23 protein-coding genes, 1 tRNA gene and 1 pseudogene are annotated in these 18197 nt (G+C 64.6%); 6 read left to right on the top strand and 19 right to left on the bottom strand.

Annotation, left to right across the window (positions count from 1 at the left end; genetic code table 11):
- The first annotated feature begins 6 nt into the window (after nucleotides 1-6).
- Both IPK69_11830 and IPK69_11825 read left to right on the top strand, forming a co-directional pair.
- The gene (locus tag IPK69_11830; protein ID QQS08661.1) at nucleotides 7-870 is read left to right on the top strand and encodes a hypothetical protein; all 864 of its coding nucleotides are present in this window, start codon (nucleotides 7-9) and stop codon (nucleotides 868-870) included.
- Nucleotides 871-949: 79 nt separating this feature from the next.
- Complete coding sequence (locus IPK69_11825) at nucleotides 950-1720, top strand: hypothetical protein (protein QQS08660.1); 771 nt, start codon at nucleotides 950-952, stop codon at nucleotides 1718-1720.
- Here IPK69_11825 and IPK69_11820 read toward each other — a convergent pair.
- A complete protein-coding gene (locus IPK69_11820) occupies nucleotides 1710-2009 on the bottom strand; it encodes a hypothetical protein (GenBank protein QQS08659.1) in 300 nt (99 codons plus the stop codon). The genes IPK69_11825 and IPK69_11820 overlap by 11 nt on opposite strands.
- Before the next feature lie 36 nt (nucleotides 2010-2045).
- Nucleotides 2046-2219, bottom strand: a complete 174-nt coding sequence (locus tag IPK69_11815; protein QQS08658.1) for a hypothetical protein — start codon at nucleotides 2217-2219, stop codon at nucleotides 2046-2048.
- A 7-nt stretch (nucleotides 2220-2226) separates the two neighbouring features.
- On the opposite strand from IPK69_11815, the gene IPK69_11810 reads away from it, so the two are divergent.
- Nucleotides 2227-2775 carry a hypothetical protein gene (locus IPK69_11810; protein ID QQS08657.1) on the top strand — a complete coding sequence of 183 codons (549 nt, stop codon included), beginning with the start codon at nucleotides 2227-2229 and terminating at the stop codon, nucleotides 2773-2775.
- Nucleotides 2776-2836: 61 nt separating this feature from the next.
- On the opposite strand, the gene IPK69_11805 is transcribed toward IPK69_11810, so the two are convergent.
- The 12 genes from IPK69_11805 to IPK69_11750 all read right to left on the bottom strand — a co-directional run bounded on the left by IPK69_11805 (nucleotide 2837) and on the right by IPK69_11750 (nucleotide 12145).
- On the bottom strand, nucleotides 2837-3157 hold the full coding sequence (locus tag IPK69_11805; protein QQS08656.1) for a hypothetical protein: 321 nt from the start codon (nucleotides 3155-3157) through the stop codon (nucleotides 2837-2839).
- Between the two features lie 202 nt (nucleotides 3158-3359).
- Nucleotides 3360-3911, bottom strand: coding sequence for a RusA family crossover junction endodeoxyribonuclease (locus IPK69_11800; GenBank protein ID QQS08655.1), 552 nt, complete (start codon nucleotides 3909-3911; stop codon nucleotides 3360-3362).
- The gene (locus IPK69_11795; GenBank protein ID QQS08654.1) at nucleotides 3904-4185 is read right to left on the bottom strand and encodes a hypothetical protein; all 282 of its coding nucleotides are present in this window, start codon (nucleotides 4183-4185) and stop codon (nucleotides 3904-3906) included. The genes IPK69_11800 and IPK69_11795 overlap by 8 nt, the downstream gene beginning before the upstream one ends.
- Nucleotides 4182-4445: a response regulator transcription factor gene (locus IPK69_11790; GenBank protein QQS08653.1), complete on the bottom strand. Its 264-nt coding sequence runs from the start codon at nucleotides 4443-4445 to the stop codon at nucleotides 4182-4184. Before IPK69_11790 ends, IPK69_11795 begins: the two co-directional genes overlap by 4 nt.
- Before the next feature lie 96 nt (nucleotides 4446-4541).
- Nucleotides 4542-5717 (bottom strand): hypothetical protein, encoded by a 1176-nt coding sequence (locus tag IPK69_11785; protein ID QQS08652.1) that lies wholly within the window; start codon nucleotides 5715-5717, stop codon nucleotides 4542-4544.
- Between the two features lie 46 nt (nucleotides 5718-5763).
- Complete coding sequence (locus IPK69_11780; protein ID QQS08651.1) at nucleotides 5764-6045, bottom strand: hypothetical protein; 282 nt, start codon at nucleotides 6043-6045, stop codon at nucleotides 5764-5766.
- A 74-nt stretch (nucleotides 6046-6119) separates the two neighbouring features.
- A complete protein-coding gene (locus IPK69_11775) occupies nucleotides 6120-6818 on the bottom strand; it encodes a hypothetical protein (GenBank protein ID QQS08650.1) in 699 nt (232 codons plus the stop codon).
- Nucleotides 6815-8527 (bottom strand): DUF87 domain-containing protein, encoded by a 1713-nt coding sequence (locus tag IPK69_11770; protein ID QQS08649.1) that lies wholly within the window; start codon nucleotides 8525-8527, stop codon nucleotides 6815-6817. The genes IPK69_11775 and IPK69_11770 overlap by 4 nt, the downstream gene beginning before the upstream one ends.
- The gene (locus IPK69_11765; protein QQS08648.1) at nucleotides 8524-8820 is read right to left on the bottom strand and encodes a hypothetical protein; all 297 of its coding nucleotides are present in this window, start codon (nucleotides 8818-8820) and stop codon (nucleotides 8524-8526) included. The genes IPK69_11770 and IPK69_11765 overlap by 4 nt, the downstream gene beginning before the upstream one ends.
- A 98-nt stretch (nucleotides 8821-8918) precedes the next feature.
- Nucleotides 8919-10757, bottom strand: a complete 1839-nt coding sequence (locus IPK69_11760; GenBank protein ID QQS08647.1) for a ParB N-terminal domain-containing protein — start codon at nucleotides 10755-10757, stop codon at nucleotides 8919-8921.
- 228 nt (nucleotides 10758-10985) lie between these two features.
- Complete coding sequence (locus IPK69_11755; protein QQS08646.1) at nucleotides 10986-11687, bottom strand: hypothetical protein; 702 nt, start codon at nucleotides 11685-11687, stop codon at nucleotides 10986-10988.
- Nucleotides 11688-11689: 2 nt separating this feature from the next.
- The gene (locus IPK69_11750) at nucleotides 11690-12145 is read right to left on the bottom strand and encodes a hypothetical protein (GenBank protein QQS08645.1); all 456 of its coding nucleotides are present in this window, start codon (nucleotides 12143-12145) and stop codon (nucleotides 11690-11692) included.
- A 166-nt stretch (nucleotides 12146-12311) separates the two neighbouring features.
- On the opposite strand from IPK69_11750, the gene IPK69_11745 reads away from it, so the two are divergent.
- Entirely contained in the window at nucleotides 12312-12689 is a 378-nt protein-coding gene (locus tag IPK69_11745; protein ID QQS08644.1) for a hypothetical protein, read from the top strand.
- An 86-nt stretch (nucleotides 12690-12775) separates the two neighbouring features.
- On the opposite strand, the gene IPK69_11740 is transcribed toward IPK69_11745, so the two are convergent.
- From IPK69_11740 to IPK69_11720, 5 genes are all read right to left on the bottom strand, one after another.
- On the bottom strand, nucleotides 12776-13489 hold the full coding sequence (locus tag IPK69_11740) for a hypothetical protein (GenBank protein ID QQS08643.1): 714 nt from the start codon (nucleotides 13487-13489) through the stop codon (nucleotides 12776-12778).
- 30 nt (nucleotides 13490-13519) lie between these two features.
- Nucleotides 13520-13912 (bottom strand): hypothetical protein, encoded by a 393-nt coding sequence (locus tag IPK69_11735; protein ID QQS08642.1) that lies wholly within the window; start codon nucleotides 13910-13912, stop codon nucleotides 13520-13522.
- 155 nt (nucleotides 13913-14067) lie between these two features.
- Complete coding sequence (locus tag IPK69_11730) at nucleotides 14068-14316, bottom strand: hypothetical protein (protein ID QQS08641.1); 249 nt, start codon at nucleotides 14314-14316, stop codon at nucleotides 14068-14070.
- 600 nt (nucleotides 14317-14916) lie between these two features.
- A tRNA-Met gene (locus IPK69_11725) sits at nucleotides 14917-14991 on the bottom strand.
- Between the two features lie 56 nt (nucleotides 14992-15047).
- Entirely contained in the window at nucleotides 15048-15356 is a 309-nt protein-coding gene (locus IPK69_11720; GenBank protein ID QQS10479.1) for a twin-arginine translocase TatA/TatE family subunit, read from the bottom strand.
- A gap of 382 nt (nucleotides 15357-15738) precedes the next feature.
- On the opposite strand from IPK69_11720, the pseudogene mnmA reads away from it, so the two are divergent.
- A pseudogene (gene mnmA, locus IPK69_11715) lies at nucleotides 15739-16910 on the top strand (tRNA 2-thiouridine(34) synthase MnmA).
- A gap of 134 nt (nucleotides 16911-17044) precedes the next feature.
- Nucleotides 17045-18133: a hypothetical protein gene (locus IPK69_11710; protein QQS08640.1), complete on the top strand. Its 1089-nt coding sequence runs from the start codon at nucleotides 17045-17047 to the stop codon at nucleotides 18131-18133.
- The last annotated feature ends 64 nt before the right edge of the window (nucleotides 18134-18197 follow it).

Here is an 18197-nt window from a genome sequence, read left to right as displayed (position 1 = left end):
GGACGCATGGCACTTCCGGTTCTCGACGGCAATGGATCGACCACGGCGCTCAAGACGACGATCGCCTCGTCCGAGCACGTCACACACCACATCGTCGATTCGATCACCGGACCAGTGCCGGCGACGCAATCGGGCACCTGGAACGTGGGTATCACGGGAACGGTCGCGGCGACACAGTCGGGCGCCTGGAGTGTGGGGATCTCCGGAACCGTCGACGTCACCGGGAGCATCGTCGATGCCACCGGAAGCTTCGTGGATGTGACCGGGAGCATCGTCGGTTGCGCTCAATCTGGCGCCTGGACCATCAATGGGCTCCCGCACAGTGGGACGGGCGTGGGCGCCGATCACTTCGCCAAGCAACAGGACACCACCTTCGCCGGCAACGACGTCGGCGTCATGATCATGGGCGTCCAGCAGAAGACGCCGGCGTCAATGGCCTCATCAAACGGCAACTACACGCCGCTGATGATCGACGAGAACGGCCGCCTGTATGTTCAGAATGTGCAGTGCGCCGACGGCGTTGCCCACGATAACGGAAGCGACTTCGCCTCGTTCATCCGAGGGTTCGCCAACGTGGCAGCCTCAACGACCGATGGCGCCGTGATCGCCGCGGTGGCAAGCAAGAAACTCCGTGTGCACGCCCTGGCGGTCGTGTGCGGCGGAACCGCGACCACGGTGACCTTCAACACCAAGCCCGGCGGCGCTGGCACGGCGATCAGCGCCACGTTCGCTCTTCCGGCCAATGGCATCATGGTCCTGCCGGAAAGCCTGTCGGGTTGGTTCGAGACAAGCGCCGGCCAGGGGTTGAGTGTGACCACGGGTGCGGGATCAACGGTGGGCATCCAGGTCGCGTACACGCAGAAGTCGTGATCGAGTTCCAGCACCGAGAAACATGCCAATCGCCGCCTCAGTTCGCCTCAATGCGCCTCGTTGATCACAGGAGAGCACCATGACCTGGCCCACTACGCCCGGATACAGCACAGGGAACGTCGACAACGGAAGCGACAGCCCATCGGCCGCTCGCGCCGATCTGCTCAACGCGTTCAATGACCTCACCAACGTGATCAGCGGCCGCAACCAGGCCAACGGCGTCTGCCCGCTCGGCTCCGACTCGAAGGTGCCGGCGGTGAACCTGCCGGTCATCCCGATCGCGACAGGCATGATTGCCTGGCAGACCGCCGGACTGCAGACCTGGACCGTGCCGGCAAACGTCACGAAGATCATCGTCGAGGCGTGGGGCGCCGGCGGTGGTGGCGGATTTAGCGCGAGCCCGAACCCTCACGGTGGCGGAGGCGGTGCCGGCGGCGGGGCCGTCAAGGTCTGGTCCGTGACGCCAGGATCGACAGTCAACATCAGCGTGGGCGCCGGCGGCGCGGGAGGGATCGGTCCGGCGAACGCCAACGGAGCCGCTGGGGGCAACACCACGGTGACAATCGGGGCAACGACCATCACGGGCGTCGGCGGGCTCGGGGGCGTCGGAGGTGCCACACCTTTCGGAGGAAGCGGCGGAAACGCCACGGGTGGCGACGTGAACCTCGCCGGCGGCACGTCGATGACCGGCATCGCCGGGATGGGCGGCATCGGGGGCTCCAACGCCAGATCCGGCGCCGCACCCGGCCCGGTTGGATCGGGTTTCGGCGGCGGTGGCTACGGAAGCGGAACGACGGGACCGCCAGTCGGCATCGCCGGCAAGGACGGCGGCGTGCTGATCATTTGGTGATGGCGTCGTTCGATCGTCTGGCAGTGATCAGTTGGCTGGGGTTTCGTGGATCGGGAACGCGGAGCCCCGGGTTCTCGAGCGCCATGCGCAGAGCCTGCTCACTCGCGGCCGCCAGGGTGTAGGACTTGGCGACCTCGGCCTCGCCCTGAGAGATACGACTTGCCAACGTCGCGAGCTCGCTCCGGAAATGAGCCAGCTGCTGGCTGAACCACCACGTCGCGGCGATCGACGTGGACACAACCGCGATCGCGGTGCCGATGGTGATTTTGGTGTCCGTGGAGAGCGTCATCGTTCCTCCTGGTGCGTTGGCGCTGGCGTGATGTGATTACTTCTGGAGAGCGTTGACGAGAGCCTTGCCGGTCTCGCCCTGCCACTCGTCGAGGAGGTCGCCGTGCTCGCTGAACGCCTCGGCAACGGCCGGTGACGCCGTCTTGAGCACGTCGATCGAGTCGACGATTCGGGCGGCCGCGGCCTTGGTGGTTGCGAGCTCGTTCTGCACCTTTCGCTTGCCGATCTGGATCGCGCGCGCCGAGACCACCGCCGAGCAGGATGGGAAGCAGCTGGGACGCGATCCCGAACCCGGGCAGAGCCTGCACGGCCGGGATCGAGGAGACGATGCCGAAGACCTCCTGACGCTGCTGGGCCTGGAGAGTGATGTTCTCGATCGCGGCGTCCACCCCCGTCTGCATGGACTCGATCTCGAGGTCGCGGGCCTGGCGATTCGCCGCGAGGCGATCGACGACGTCTTGCACGGCCGCGTCGGTCCTCGCCTGGAGCTCGGTCATGGCCGTGTCCGAGCCGTTGACCAGCCGCTTGGCCTCGACGGCGGCCTCAGCTCGGAGGCGTCGCAGTTCTCGCTCGGCGTCGGCTTGTTCTTGGAGCTCCTCGGCCTTCTTCTTAGCGTCGTACATGGCGGCCTCGGCCTTGAGCTCGGTCGAGGTCACCGGCTTGTTCGAGAACGGGCTGGTCGCCTTGGGCTGGCACGCCGGCACGAACAGGAACACCGCCAGCATGGAAAGAAGCGCAGCAAGGGTCACGAGCGTGACGCGAGATGACATGGCAGGCCCTCGATGTCCACGGTGAGCCGCATACTACCCGTCGTGGTTCGAAAGAGAATCAAGAGGCCTTGCGTCGGCGCCGGGGCTTGGACGCCGGCTCCACTTCGGCTGGAGACTGCGGCGCGGTGATAGAGACCGGTGGGTTCACGTCCTGACGCTCCGCCTCGGCCATGCAGCGATCCAACTCGTCGAGCAGTCCGGCCAGATCCACCATGGCGTCCTCGATCTGGCCAAGGGCCTGTCGCTGGAAACCGAGCCGCATCTCCGAGAGTGACGACAGCTGGGCGTTGGTGTAGCACAGATTCGAGACCGATCTCGCGTGCTCGGAGAGCCGGAAGAGCTCGCGGCCGATGATCCGCAGGACTTGGTTCGTGTTCAACGGCGATCCCCCTGCATCGATCGAGGATTCCGCTGACTTCGCGGTGTCCTGCGCTCGAGATCTCGCGGCGTGACGATCTGGAAGTCCGATGGCGCGTCGACACCGATCTGCCTCGATCGATGACCCTTGTTGGGGCCGACGTAGATCCGCACGTTGCCCTGGGGTGTCTTGACAACGATCTCTTCTCCGACCCTCACGGTGATTACAAGCACGGGAGCACCTCGTGCCCCAGATCTGGGGCCATCTCGAAGATTCGCTCGGCCACGATGATCACGCCAGGACCGCACCCCTTGGCGGCGTACCAGCGATCGACGCGGCCGAGGTGGACCTGGCCGTCGTCGATCCAGAGATACCCACGACGGGCGGCCTGACGGTTGATCTCATCGATGACGGCGTTGCCCTTGCGTTTCACCTTCGGAGGCGTGAGCGCATCCAGCACCGACTTGACCAGGTTGTCCGCGTCGGGCTTGCTGTTGCGGCGTATCGGCCCGTCTGGGTATCGCTTCGACATCATGCTCTTCGGACGCTCGAAGTATGCGTCGAGCGTGATGCGGACAGGGCCATCCCAGGGATCGGCTGGATACCCGGACGTAGTCCTCGCCGCGAAGAGCACCGCCTGCCGCCACCTCGTGGTCTCTTTGGGCGTGTATCGCTGGACGAACGCCGGTTTACCCAGCGGCGTGACGACGCGATCCCGATGGCGGCCTTGGGCCACGGGCATTCCGGGCGCGACGATCTCGAGTCGATCAGCCACGGCCGACGACTCCCGGAGGAACGTCCTCGTTGTTCTCGATGGTGTCGGCGAACTGGCGGAGTTCCCTGGCGAGCGCGAGCCGACGCGATCGGGTGTCGTCGGGGCCTTCGATCGGGGCTGTGTTCGAGACGTGGGTCCTCCACTGCGTTCCCCCCTCGTCTGCGCCCCACATCAGGACGCAGAACGCAGAGCCTGGCGCGTGGTGATCAATCGCGGCGTTGGTGAAATGGGCAACTTGCTGTGCGGCGAGTTCGATCCGTTTCCTCGTGCTCACGGTGTTCCTCCTTGTTCGGTCTCTTTGGACAGCATGGCGCCCGGCGGACGTCCATTCTTCAGCGCGTCGGAGATGAGCTGGGCGCGGCTGTGATATCCGAGTTTCGAGTAGATGCGAAGGATGTGGTTCTGCACGGTCTTGATCGATCGGAACCGTCGACTGGCGATGACTTTGACGGGATCTCCGGTGAGCAGATCCTCGTAGATCTCCATCTCTCTGGTCGACAGGCATCGAGGTTGGCGGTTGGTGGACTGACTCATGGGCGCCTCCTGGATCGGGATTCGCCGGTGGCAATGCGGGGGCGAGGTGTGGGTCTCAAGCCCCCGCACGCCGTCCGGTGTCATACCGATCGCGACTCAGCGGAGCGACTGAGCGTCCAACGCGACCGGGTTCCAGGACTCCTTGATGTAGTCATTCGTCTTGTCGAGCTGGTCCTTCGTTGCGATGGAATCCCACAGGATCAGGCCTGCGGCCTTGTACTCGAGCGGCAACGTCATCGCGGTTTTGAGGTCATACGCGTTGATGAACTTCTCGCCGTGTGTCGGGTTGTTGTCGTGGTACCGCCACCACACGAACGGATAGACGGGAAGACCGTTGCCGATCCGGTAGCACTCGAGCATGTTCGAAGAGATGACCGAGTCGTACGCACCCTCGACGATCTCACCAGGGCCGGGCGTCACGCCCTTGGGCACCGACTTGTTGATGCAGTAGAGCGATGGAGCCAGGAAGTCGACCTGCTTCCACAGCCACGCCAGTCGGTCATTCCGCTCCCCCCAGAACCTGAACACCGGCTCGGTGCGGCCATACCCGTGCTGAACCGTGTTGGGAACGTCGTAGAAGCTCCACTTCGCGTTGGGCCGCAACTCCTTGCACCAGACGATCCAGGACGTCCAGAACTTCTGCGCGACCTCCTCGTACGTCGATTTCCAGAGCATCTCCAGGCCGGCGGCGTCGAGTTTGGACACCTCGTCCTTGTGGGTCTCGGCGATGTAGTCCATCCACTCCTGCCAGGGGCCGGGCGTGGTCGGCCTGTGCCATGGCTCCATCCAGAGCGGATGCCACGACTCAAAGTCGATGAGGGCCAGGCCGTCGTACTTCTCATCGGGTATGGCCGTGAGCACCACCTGCTTCACACGGTCACGGAACTTCTCGTAGAACTTGGGATCGCCGGCGATCTGGTGCGGACCCCGGCGCGGGAGCTCGGGATCGAAGGGTGTCTCGTACAGGATCACGGCCGGCGCGACCGGGACGGCGTAGGGAAGATCGGGCGGCTTGGGGAACACACTCGGCTTGAAGGTGACCGTCGAGTGGAAGAGCGGCTTCACCTTCGGCGCCACGGTGATGATCACAGGATCGACGGCCACGGGCTTGGTCGCCGTCTGGGCAGGCTGAGGCTTCGCCGGCTGCTTGATGACCTTCCTGGACCTGAGGCTGGAATCGATGCCCACGTCGCCCGCGGGCGCCGAGCAGGCCGAGAGCATCGACACGACGGCCATCGTCACCGCCAGCACGAACACACTTGTCATTCTCATGGATCACTCCTTGCAACGTCCACGCTTCGCATACTTGCACCTTCACTCACAGATTGGCGTCGCCTGGTTGGACCCAGCCGCCTTGGTCAATGTGTTCGGCGTAACTCTTGAGGAAGGCTTTGAGGTCGCCGATCTGGTGTGTCAGGGCCGTTAGCTCCGCAGATCTGGCGTCGCCACTGACTCGGCACACGATCAGCGTGCAGCACTCGTATCGAGACGAGATCACGGAGAACAGGTCCTGGGTTGTGACGAACGTCAGGTCTGGTTCCTCGACGTTCGGCTCGGGAGAAACATCTGAACTCGCGGGGCCGGCTACAGATTCGGGCATGGACTCCATGGCCTCCCGGCGAGAATCCAGTCTCCAGATCATCCACCAGCACGCCTTGACGATTGCCCGCTTGATCAACGCAGTGCCTCCCGAGACGCCTGCTGCCTCGCCATGAACTCATCACGCTCGTGGGGCGGGATGTACCTCTCACCTACTAGGCGGAATGCCTCGGCCTCGGTTGGGACGTCAACCAGACGGCCCACGGTGTCCACGAGGTGGTTCTGCACGCTTGCCGGGCGCAGGGGATCACCGAGAGGAATACCGAATCGCACCTTCCACCGCCACAGAAACCACCGGCCGAACTCCGTAGGCCCCGTCCGCTCGATCATCATCCATCCGTGGTTGTGTGGCGTGCACCGATAGACCTGGCACGGCAGATCGATGCCGTCCCAGGGAGTGAGCATCAGCGAGCACGCCAGAAACCCGGGCTTGAGCCCTCGAACGGCGCGTCCAACGGCCGACTCGACCGCGACAGAATCGCCGGCAGGCGTGAAGAGTGGAGCGGCCGGATCGGACCAGGGATTCTGCATCGATCCATTGATCCGCATGAACAGATCGTCCTGGGTGGGCGTCAGGTTCTTCGATCGCCACCCCGCTGGAAGCGGCGCGACGAGTTCGAGATCTCCGACCTCGTGGCGGAGCCTGCGCACGGACCCGACAACCTCGATTTGGCTCGTGGCCTTGCGATCGAGGGTCGAGAGCCCCCACCGATCTATCAGCGTGACCGCAGCACGCTGGGCCGCGGCGAGCGGGATGCGCGGACCGTCACTCATGCGGCAGATCCCGTAAGGAGCCATGCTGCAGGCGCGATCGTGTCGCGTGACGGGTAGATCGCGAGCCCGAGCGACTTGAGTTCACTGCAGAGGTTCCGCCATGTCCCGCCCGACGCCTCGTACCCCGCCAGGTTCGCGGCTTCCTTGCGTTCGATGGCCCCGTTGACCAGGAGAACATCGAACAGCTTGACCTGCGGACCACTGAGACGGTCGCGGATGGTGGAGTGCATTTCACCCAGCCCGTCCACGCGACCGGCAGTCACGCAGAAGACCGCGTCGCCGGCAAGCACGATCCCTTCGGACCGGTACTCGATCCAGCCTCTCGATCGACACTCAGAGAGGAGGTTCCGCCACGTTCCGCCCGAAGGGGTGTAGCCGGCGACGTGCGAGACCTGGACGCGCGACGGCACGTCGATGCCAATGGCATTCCACCACGCGATCGCCTGGAGCACCTTCTGCTGCGGCTTCGTCGCGTCGGGCAGCCGGCACTCGCCGTCCGAGTTGTCGTGTTCGGCCGGCGGCGTGACTGGTGGGCGCTGTATGGCGGGCGCGGGCGTGTTCGCGAGCTTCAATCCCTCGACCGGCGGCGCTCCGGTCGACGGCCGTGCCGACTTCGCCTGGTCGACGACGGTGAAGATCCGGTTCAATTCGCCGAGCAGCCGATCGGTCTCGGCCTTCTGCGCCCGGAGTTGACCGCCGAGCATCGCGGATTGCTCCATGAGATCGCGGACCTGCTTCACTCGAACCGCGTCCTCGGCGGCCTCCTTCGGCCGGCTGGCGAGTTCCTTCTCAAGTTCGCGAATCCGTTTGCGGAGTTCCTTGGGGTCGTTCGCCTTAGCCTCCTCGGTCGACGCCAGGAGCGCCGAGTTCACCGCCTCGAGGTCGATCTCGGCGAGCGACGCCGGCGCGGCGATCTGTTCCCCGTCGTCGGGAGTGCGTCCGGAGTCGAACGTCGAGATCTTCGGGAACTGCGTGCGCTCGAGCAGGCCACGATCAGGCGACCAGACCCACCCCTCGCCGAGTTTCAACTTCGCGAGGCTGGCGAGGACCTCCTTGCCCTTGTCGGTGTCGGCCTGGCCCTTGATCCAGTCCTCCACGGCCTTGCGATCCTGGGGAGCGGGCAGCCGCATCGCGATCATCGTCGAGGCCTGGGTGAGGACGTTCTTGTTCAGAACGGCCGGGCGCTGGGAGATGAGCATCACCCGGAAGCCCTTGATCCGACCCCGTCTCACGATCCGGTCGATCGCCCCGAGCATCCGCTCCGTTCCCGGCGGGCCCGACTGCGGCGCGAACTCGTCGGCCTCGTCGATCACCAGGTGCAGCGGCAACTTGTTGGATCGGAACACCGACTCGGCGAACCGCTCGACGAATCGATGCCGCTCGCCCAGCGTCGTACCCGACAGATCGATGATGCACGGCAGATTCTGCGACGCGACGAGTTCCCCGATCGGGCCGCCCGAGTGCTCGCTGATCGCCACGTCGGCGTGATCGCCGCCGAAGATCGCGACAGGAAACCCTGGCTTGTCGCCGGCGGCGTTGGACTTGAGCCCCCACCACGCGCCGGTCGGGTCCAGGACGCACACCCGCCGACCCTCGCCGAGGAGTTCCTCGACCAGGCCCTTCGCGGCGTAGGTCTTACCCGATCCGGTCCGGCCGAGAATCGCGACGTGCTGGGTGAGGGCCTCAAGGGGTAGAACGTTCTTCTTCAACGGACGCCTCCTGTCTTCGCCACCGCTCGGAGTTCAAGCGCAACGACGTCGAGCCCGTTCTCTCGCTCCTTCTTGGCGGCGGTCTCAGCGTCCTTCTTGCTCCAGAAGATGGCTGGAAAGTTTCGATCCGCGTCGTCGTACATATCAACGAGCCAGTGTCCCTTGCCCTTGGGACCGCCATCGATGATCCAGAGCCCATAGACGGGCACCTTGCTCGGCTCCGTGTGTCCACGCCTGTCAGCTCGGCTTGCCCAGCGATCGCACGCCGAGCAGAGCGTGCGGTGCTTATCCACCCAGGAGCATCCGACGTCGCATCCGTGCTCATCCGTGCACCCACACACCTGACATTTGCCAGGAGTGAGCGTCGATCGCTTCACAGGCTTCGTGCGGGTCATTCGTCGTCCTCCACGTCGGAGTCCGACTTCGACGCTGGCGCACGGCGTGACTTCTTCGGCTTCGTTGCCGGCGAGGCCTTGGGCGTTACGGCGCCCTTGGGCTTCGGAAGGAAGTCCTCGAGGACCGGAGGATCATCGACGTCGATGCCCATGGCCTTGGCGAATCGCTCGGCCATGCCGGACACCCCGTCGCTGTGCGGTTCAATGAGCCCGAACCGACGCCCGCATTCCTTCTCGATCTCGACGATGCCCTTCCAATCAGGCTTCTCGAGGAACTTGAGAAGTCGCTGTAGGCCTGGTGCTTCCGCCGCCTTCGTGGCCTTCGAGTTCTGCCAGTGTTCGGTCGCCTGGTACAGCTTGGTCGCTGTGATCATCTTCAGAATGGTGAAGAGTCCTGGAGTCGCGAGAACCTTCTTGACCATCTCCGGCTCGACCTTCTTGCGTGCCCATTCCCGGATCGCGTCGTTATATTTCGAGATGGCGAGATGCCGCTCCTGCGCCTCCTTCTCCGAGACCGTGGGCTTCTTGGAAGCCGTGCCCTCTGAGATCGGCCTCTTCGCCCGGACCTTCGCCGAGGCACGTCGATCGCGAACCTTTTTCTCGAGCGCACGCCTCTCGACGAACTCGGGCACCTTGGCCTCCGACGGCTTCTTCTCGCCATCGACGATGCGCTTGGCGGCCGCGGAGATCGCGCCCTTCGCCGCCCGGAGTTTGACCTGATAGCAATCGGGCTTCGTGCAGATGCCGACCGCAACATCGGAAGCCTTGTCGGCGTCGTAGGTCCCACGCCCGCCGATCATGTTCACTGAGACCTCGCCACCGCCTTCGAAAAGCCCAGGCTGGGTCGCGGAGTTGAACTGGCATCCCTCGCACGGCTGCCGGCCGGCGAACGCGACGTGCCGCTGCCAGGGCACGACGTCGAGCGAGAACACGGAGCGCCGGACCTCGAACTGCAGTTCCTCGAGCGGACCCGCCTCGACGTCGCTGACCGAGTCCGAGCCGCCGGCGGCGTAGTCCTTCGCCAGTTCGTTGCGTTGCTTCTCGTCGGCGAGTTTCGAGATCTCGCGGGCGTGGGCGAGCGGGAGTTTGCCCTGCAGAACCAGCTTCTTCGCGGCGTCGCCGAGCCGGCCGATGTAGAGACGATCGCGGACCCACTGCGGCGACTTGCCCAGCATCGCCGCGACCATCTCGCTGGCGATCCGGCGGACGCGATGGTCGAGGAGCGCGTCGTGCGAGAGCGCCTTGCGAGCCTGTTCGGACGTGCTTGGCGGAAGCCCGTCGAACGATGTCGCCTGGCTCGCCGTCTTGCCTGCCCACGCCCCACACTCAGGACCCATCGGCTGGCCCATCTGCCGAGCCGCAGGGATCGCCTGCAACTCCATGAGTTCATCGACCGCGAGCGTCTCCTCGGCCGGCGTGAGGTCCTGCCGCTGGACGTTCTCGATCGCCACGATCGTGCGACGCACGTCGTCGGGCAGCGGAGGAACGACCGAGGCGCGAATGGTGGACCACCCGAGCAGCCTGGCCGCGGCGAGCCGGCGCCGGCCGAACACGCGGCAGAATCGGCCGTCGGACAGACGCTCGAGCATGACGGGCTGCAGCTGCCCGCACTCGGCCATGCTCCTGGACAACTGCTCGATCGCCTCGGCATCGCCCGGACGCGGCAGGCGATCGGCCTGCCCCTTTGGGTCGATGATCCGATCGATCGCGATGTCGAGCAACTCGCCCTTCAGATCCACGCCGAGGATCGGCTTCGCCGGCGTCGCTGGAGTCGCGGGCACGGCAGACTTTGGACTCTTCTTCCCCTTCTTCTCTTTGGTCGCAGTGGCGGTCATGCGTGATCTCCTGTGCTGATGTTGCGAACTAACGAGCGTTTAGAACTCGAATGGCCAACACGGCAAACGCCATCACGGCCATGGTGAAAGACGAATCTCGCATCACAATCCAGCTAGGTCTGAGGTCTTCTCCGTCACGGATTGGGTCCACGTACGTTGGCAGGCAGTGCCAGGCCGCTGCAAGCAAGACTTGCGAGTATCCGAAGATGAACATTCCGGTCGTGTTGATCACTCGCCCGACTCCGCGGCCTTGGCGGCCTTTCGATGGGCAGTGCGATACAACTTCACTGATCGCTTGATCGCCGACGCAATGTTCTCGCCGCAGTTCAAGATGTCACGGAGGTCCTGGTCCTTCGAGTCGAGGACCGCGGCGACACGACCGATCGTCGTGAGCCCGGCTTCGATGAGCTTGCCCTTGAGGTCCTCGCGGCAGTCGAGCTCGTTGACCGAGGCGTTCAGGTGCTCATCGACGCCATCACCATTGCTCGGATCGGGAGTCTCCGGGCGGGCGCGTCCGGGCTTGCCGACCGGGCGATCGTCGGGCTCCTCGTGCTCGACCTTCTTGGGCGTGTAGAGGTCCTCGGGCTTGGGCTTGGCGACGAACCCTGCCGCGTCAAACATCTCGAGGAGTTCATTGACGCCCTTGGCCGCGGCGGAAACGGCCTGGTCCATCTTGTCGGCGAGCGTCTTGAGCCGTTCCTTGTAGACATCGCGGGTGCGTAGGCATCGCTCCTTCCGGGCCGCGGCGACCTGGAAGTCCTCGCTGGACTCGTCTTGGGCTCCGATCTCGTCGAGTTCGCGGCGGGCGTCGGTCAGATCCGACTCGACGTTCGAGAGGTTCTGCTTGACGACGTCGCGGGCCTCCTGCATACGGACGATCTGCGTCCAGGTCGTGATGTTGGGGAGTTCCACTGCCTTCTGCTTCGCCATCTTCATGCTCCGTGCTGCTGGGCAGCCTTCTCCGCCGACTTGAGGACCTCGCCCGCCTGGCGGAGTTTGGCGGTGAGCGCGGCCTGGGCCTCGAGCGTCTTGAGCGTTGAGGCCTGCAACTTGGACCACTTCTGAGAGACGAACAGCGGGATCTCCGAGGGCCGGCCTCGAGATCGATCCGACGCGCCAAGCCCATGGATGAGGAACCCCACCGGATTGCATCGCTTGCCACAGGTCTTGGCTTGGACCACCAGAGCGTCGGCCTCCTCGATGAGGGCATCGACCCGTGCAGGCTCGGCGTACCGGCCGGCCGAGAGCTCAGAGGCTTTCGTCACCGGGCATGAGGTGAAGCCAGCGGTCCGCCACCTAGCGATCGCGGACTGCAGCATCCCTAGAGACTGGGCGCGTCTCCACGACTCGACCTTCTCCGACAGAATCGCCCTCGCCCCCTCGCCCACGATCGCGATGATTTCTTCCCCGCTCGCGCCCGAGCGCTCGAGCGGAGCGCCAGGAATTGCGCCCTGAGGAGAGCGCTGGAGCGGGAGCGATAGAACAGAGCGCTCAGAAAGAATTGCGCTCTGGGCGCACCGAGGGCGCAGCAGATGGCACCTGCATGGCACGTGTATGGCACTTGCCATCGGCTGCCATGCGTCTGCCATCCTGCTGCCATCTGGCCCGAGCACCCGCGAGGCCGGCGGCACGCTTGGCGGCCGACGTCGTGGATGCCTTGGAGGCCAGATCATCGAAGACCCTCCGGGCGTGCTGCAAGAGCAGGCGCCCGCCGGGAGTGCACCCGGTGGCGGCGAGGGCCAGGAACAGGCGAGGACGCATCCTCCGCCAGTCCTCATCCATGACCCCGGCGACCATCGCCAGGGACGAATCCTCGTCGGGGAGCGTGCATGGTTCCTCTTGGTGCCATGCGAACCGAACGAGGCGATAGAGAGACCCAACCTCAAGCGTCGAGAGGCCTTCGGCGACGCCTGGTTCGATCATGCGACCTAGGTCGCACGGGAACAGAAGTTGGGCAGGAAGCAATGACACAAGCCCATCGCCGCCGTGTCCAGCGGCGATGGGTGCTGGTTTGAGGTTCAGAACGGAATGTCTTCGTCGTCGACCGGAAGTTCGGAAGGTGGAATCGGTGACGAGGCCGCGGCAACCGACGGCCGCTGTGGATTCGAGACCACCTCACCCGTCGCTGTGTTGACCTCATCGCCTGAACTTGGAATGTGCAGGGTCTTGAGGAACTGGGCCATCGCCGGAAGGATGCCCGCCGGGATCTCAGTGAGCTCTCTGCCGTATGCGAGATCGAACGCCTCCATCGCGTTTGCTTTTGACCATTTCAAGAACGCGTCCCATGAACCTCCACCGCTCTTTGCGTGCAGCAGGAATCGCTTCATCGCAGCGTCAGGAATAGGACGACGATCGCCGGCTATGACGAGCGAGTTGCCTGGCTGCTTGCGCTGGGTGACTTCGGGACGCCACTTGTCGACGTTGATGCACGGCTTCATCTCACCGAACGAGAGATATGTAGACGGGTAGATCGCGATCTGTTGTCCGACCCACTCCTCTGTCTCATCAGTACCGAGGACCTCTCCGATCATGTGACCAGTGTTTTTCCAAAGTGTCATGGGCTTTCGGAACTCGCGGAACCTGATGTTGTACCGAACCTCAGGCTCGTCGCTTCCTCCGCGATCGCGAGCTTCGACCGGGTACACCTTCTCAATGGTGACGATGGTGTTCTGGTTCTTCGGAAGATCCTCGGCCTGCAGGAACTTCGACGGATACATCTGTGACAGTTTCATGACGGAACACTCCTGAATGAACGATGGGAATCAGCCGACAACGTCGACGTTGACGCCGGGGATGTGCTTCTGCTGGAGCGCCGTGAGCGTGGCGTTGAATGAGCGGCGTGACTGGGCGTCCTGCTCGGCGACGCTCTCCTGGTCAGCACCGGTCACCGCGAGCGTGGTCTCGGCGACGCCATCACTCACCGACGCTGCCACGGCCTTTGTGATTCCGGCACGCTCGAGCGAAGCGATAGCCACGCAGACCTGAGTCTTGATTTGTTCAAGGTGCTCGCGCGTTCTCAGAAGTGCGGCCCTGGCCCGAGGATGAAAGCCGGGCGTGGCTCCGGCTTGGACATCGCGTGTGAACTCGTGGAGGAGTTCAGCAGTGAGATGGGCGGTGAGAAGCATCTCGCGAACGCCCGATGGAATCGTGGACATGCCATCGTCCGGGGCGTCGCCGGCAAGTGATCGGGATGCGCCAACGCGACGCGACTTCTCGATTGTCCAACACGTTTGGCAGTAACGGATGGGCTCGTTGGCCTGTTCCTCGGAGCCAGCCTCGTAGTTCTTTCCACAGGTGGTGCAGGTGGTAATCACGCGGCACCCCCTTCGCCCGTGGTCAGACTCGGGAGCGGTCGTTGGCTCAACTTCGCTTCGGCCGCGGCAAAGACATGGCACGCCCACTCGACAGCCCAGGTTGCGTGCCGCTCGACGATGCTGTCAATGCTCCGATCCTCAGGCGGTTCGATGAACGCCATGTAGTCGTCGGGCATCGGCGGCGCCGATCGTGCGAGTTCGAGAAGGACAGTGAGTCCATCCTCGTCACGCGTGAGATTCCCCATTGAATCAGCCTGGACAGGCATCGCTCGCGACGACAGCTCACGTTGTTGATGAGTGGTGAGGTTCACTTGGCACCCCCGATCGCCTTGGCGATGGCGTCAGCGAGTGCGCACCCCTCCAGATGCCCGTTGTCCTGCGGGTTCCCACACCACGGGCAGATCTCCAACTCTGCGCCACCCTCGTCACTCACGGTGACTCCCCACTCGACCTGGCGGAGTGCGGCGAAGAGATCTGGGGCAGCGGCGATTAGTCGAGCATTCGCCAGATCACGCTTGGCAGCAAGGACTCTGATGTCCGGTATTTGCGGGTCGTGGTCATGCGTGGTGTCTTCGATCAGGCATACACGGAATGGATTCTCATTGGAGCCAGCGAATACCTCGCATCGAGTGGCACAACGGTCTGATGGGTCAGGGTCGTGATCCTCGTATCGCCATGGCCCAGGTGTGTGCCAGGGCTTGTCAGGTTCTGGATTGTGGGGGACGCCGGGATGCTGCTGATCGACCGTCATGGCCGCTGCTCCTCGAGCGGAGCAGCCGGGCAAGGACCTCGAGCAGGTCGGCTAGGTCGTCAGTTTGAATCCCGTCGCAGTATGAGGGACGAAATGCCGAGGGGCGGACTCGAACCGCCGACCTCCGGGTTATGAATCCAGCGCTCTAAACCAGCTGAGCTACCTCGGCCTAAGGCCACAACTTTAGCCCGCACTCCAGACCCTTGCCGACCGCGGAGTCCCGCCTCAGCGCTCGCTCTCCGAACGCTCCACCTCATCCGCCCGGCTCACGCGGCGGCCGTCACCCTCGCCCCGGGGCAGCGGCTCGCGATACTCCCGATCCGACTCGATCCGACCCCGAGGCTCACGCTTCGACGCGTCGCTCACCTCGTCCTCGATGTTCTTCAGCCCCTTCTTGAACTCCACAATGCTCCGACCCATCGAACGACCAACCTCGGGCAAGCGATGCCCGAAGATCAAAAGCCCGATCGCCAGAATGATGATCAGTTGCCACAGGCTCGGCTCAAAGCCCAACCCCAGCGTCTGAGCCGCCATCGTGTACGCACCGTTCATACCCAATCCTTCCGGCCTTGCGGGCCGACTTGCCGCCTGCACATCCCCAACACCCCAGCGTCCCACGATCCATGAAGGACACCCACGCTCGAGCCGCGCCGAAACACCGCGACCAGTTCGAGGAATACTAGGGAACACACGCCTCGCACGCAGTCCACGCCCGCACAGGCAAAACGCCGGAGACCCACACCAATTGCCGTCACACGCGTGCCGCACCAGACCCGCCGTTTCCGGACCATCCCCACGATCACATCAACTCCCGCACGCTTCCCTACCCTTCTCGCTGGATCACGCCATGAACGCCGCCGCCGTCCAACTCCTGGATGCCCTGCCGCCCGGCCCGCCCCGGCGGATCCTCGTCGCCATGTCCGGCGGCGTGGACTCCTCCGTCGCCGCCGCGCTCCTGAAGGACGCCGGCCACGAGGTCATCGGCTGCTTCATGCGCCTGGGCTCCCCCGGCGAATCCATCGACCACCCCACTCCCACCCGCATCGGCCACCAGGGGTGCTGCTCCATCACCGACGCTGCCGACGCGCGCGCGGTCGCGGGCCAACTGGGCATTCCGTTCTACGTCTGCAACTTCAAGCGCGATTTCGCGCGCATCATCGATTACTTCGCCGACGAGTACGTCGCCGGCCGAACGCCCAATCCCTGCGTCCGCTGCAACGACTGGCTCAAGTTCGGCAAGTTGCACGAGTACGCCCGCTCCCTCGGTGCCGACGCCGTCGCCTCGGGGCACTACGCCCGCGTGGACCACTCGACCGGCACGCCGCGACTCATGCGCGGCCTCGACGCGCGCAGGACCAGTCGTATGTGCTGTTTGGTGTTCCACGTGAAACACTTGGCGAGATGATTCTGCCGATCGGCGGAATGCACAAGGACCAGGTTCGCGATGTTGCGCGCGCGTTCGGGTTGCCCGTGTTCGACAAGCCGGACTCGCAGGAGATCTGCTTCGTGCCGGACAATGACTACGCGGGGCTTGTGGATCGGCTGCGGCCTGGTGTCGCGCGCGCGGGAGAGATCGTTGATGCCGAGGGGACGGCGATCGGCACGCACGCCGGTCAGCATCGGTTCACGATCGGGCAGCGGCGTGGCGTGTCGGTGTCGCTGGGGCACGCGGTGTATGTGGTGTCTCGTGATGCGCGCGCAAACAGGGTTGTGGTGGGCGAGAAGGAGGACCTGCTCGCCGAGATGTGCGTGGCGGGTGAGGCGAACTGGCTGGTGGACCCGCCGAGCGGGGCGGAGTCGTGGCGGGCGGTGTGGGCGAAGTATCGGTACAACACGCCGGCGGCGAGGGCGCGGGTTCGGGTGGTTGATGACGCGCGCGCGGCGACGCCCTCGGGACGGCTGGGGCGGTTCGAGGTGAAGTTCGACGAGGCGCAGGTGGCGATCGCGCCGGGGCAGGCGGTCGTGTTGTATGACGGCGATGAGCCGGACTGGGTTGTCGGGGGCGGCTGGATCGAGTCCGTTGGTGAGCGTGTTGATGGTGCGTCGAGCGTTGATCGTGCGTTGACGCGTGAAGGAGCCGAAACGTGAGCGGTGCTGATTGTCTTGGGCGTGTGAATGTGGGTCGCTCGTGGTCCGGCACCAGTCATCGCCCAGGGCGGCGACGACTGGTGGCACCCGGAGCGTGCGCGGCGTGTTTGCTGGCGGTTTGCGCGATCGTGGCGGTGCCGAGAGTTGCGATCGCGCAGGATGCTGCCACCGGCGATCTCGGCACGCTCCCGGCGGTGGAGATCCACGGGCCTCGGAATGCGGCGCTGGTGTACTGGCGCCTCTGGCAGAAGGTGCCCGAGGATCTCAAGATCGGGCTGACGCAGTCGTTCAATGGACGCGATCTGGACTGGGCCCCTGACGCGAGTTTGGCCGAGCAGCTCGACACGAATCGCGCCCTGGCCGACGCCTTGCGTGTGGCCGCGCAGATGCCTGTGTGCGACTTTGGCGTGGACCAGACGGCGGGATTGGGCGCCGACATGTCGCACCTGGAACGCCTTCGCGAGTCGTCGAGAATCCTCGTGTCGAGCGCGCGGCTGTGCCTCAATCGCGGGGACATGGACACCTTCGTGGCCTCGACGCGATCGCTCCTGACGATGAGCCACCACACGACAGCGGACGGGTTCACGCAATCGTGCACGGTCGGACTTGGGTTTGCCGTGATGGGCGCGGATGAGATCCTTCGAGCGATCCGGCACGTGCGGCTGACCGAGGCGCATGTCAAAGCGTTTGACGAAGACCTGCGGCGAGCCATGGAAAACGATGCGTATGGATTCGTGAACGCGATCCGTGTGGAGGGGCGTGTGCTCTCGAAGCACCTTGTGGATCGGTATGCCGGGCCGACGGATGAGAATGGTCGGACGGCGGGCGCTCGGCTGTTCATGGACATCCAGCAGGGGGGTGAGCCTGAGGGGCTCTACAAGGCGATCACGGAGATGGACGGGCCTGGGCTGACCGCGGCGGCGGAGCGGATCGTGGCGGCGTTTGATGCGGTGGCCTTGGCCTGGCGATCCGAATCTCCTCTGGAGAGCGTGCGGGCGGTGGAAGAGCGTGTGGCGAAGGGCGAGTTCGGGCCGCTCGGGTTGATGGTAGTTCCTCGGTACTCGTCGATTCGGGAGTTTGTGGACTCCTGCCGGGCGAAGATCGGTGAGGCCGTCGAGGCGATGAAGCATCCGCCGGCGGAGTTGGTGGCGATTCCGGTGCCGAAGGTTGAGCCGATGGGGCCTGTGGTGGGGCCGAGTGGTGAAGGGGTGAAGGGGGAGTAGGTGTAGAGAAGGGAGAGGCAGGCGAGCCGCCTGCCCCACGAGGGTTGGTAGGAATGCGGCGCGG

Source organism: Phycisphaerales bacterium, from assembly GCA_016699835.1.
Taxonomy (GTDB): domain Bacteria; phylum Planctomycetota; class Phycisphaerae; order Phycisphaerales; family UBA1924.
Note: the sequence above shows the minus strand (reverse complement) of the source record. Positions and strands in the feature narration are given on the sequence as shown.

Bases quoted from the DNA above. Each gene is read 5' to 3' on its own strand.
- IPK69_11830 (QQS08661.1), top strand. From the start codon at position 7: ATGGCACTTCCGGTTCTCGACGGCAATGGATCGACCACGGCGCTCAAG.
- IPK69_11825 (QQS08660.1), top strand. From the start codon at position 950: ATGACCTGGCCCACTACGCCCGGATACAGCACAGGGAACGTCGACAAC.
- IPK69_11820 (QQS08659.1), bottom strand. From the start codon at position 2,009: ATGACGCTCTCCACGGACACCAAAATCACCATCGGCACCGCGATCGCG.
- IPK69_11790 (QQS08653.1), bottom strand. From the start codon at position 4,445: ATGAGTCAGTCCACCAACCGCCAACCTCGATGCCTGTCGACCAGAGAG.
- IPK69_11785 (QQS08652.1), bottom strand. From the start codon at position 5,717: ATGAGAATGACAAGTGTGTTCGTGCTGGCGGTGACGATGGCCGTCGTG.
- IPK69_11780 (QQS08651.1), bottom strand. From the start codon at position 6,045: ATGCCCGAATCTGTAGCCGGCCCCGCGAGTTCAGATGTTTCTCCCGAG.
- IPK69_11775 (QQS08650.1), bottom strand. From the start codon at position 6,818: ATGAGTGACGGTCCGCGCATCCCGCTCGCCGCGGCCCAGCGTGCTGCG.
- IPK69_11760 (QQS08647.1), bottom strand. From the start codon at position 10,757: ATGACCGCCACTGCGACCAAAGAGAAGAAGGGGAAGAAGAGTCCAAAG.
- IPK69_11755 (QQS08646.1), bottom strand. From the start codon at position 11,687: ATGGCGAAGCAGAAGGCAGTGGAACTCCCCAACATCACGACCTGGACG.
- IPK69_11745 (QQS08644.1), top strand. From the start codon at position 12,312: ATGGCACTTGCCATCGGCTGCCATGCGTCTGCCATCCTGCTGCCATCT.
- IPK69_11740 (QQS08643.1), bottom strand. From the start codon at position 13,489: ATGAAACTGTCACAGATGTATCCGTCGAAGTTCCTGCAGGCCGAGGAT.
- IPK69_11735 (QQS08642.1), bottom strand. From the start codon at position 13,912: ATGTCCACGATTCCATCGGGCGTTCGCGAGATGCTTCTCACCGCCCAT.
- IPK69_11730 (QQS08641.1), bottom strand. From the start codon at position 14,316: ATGGGGAATCTCACGCGTGACGAGGATGGACTCACTGTCCTTCTCGAA.
- IPK69_11720 (QQS10479.1), bottom strand. From the start codon at position 15,356: ATGGCGGCTCAGACGCTGGGGTTGGGCTTTGAGCCGAGCCTGTGGCAA.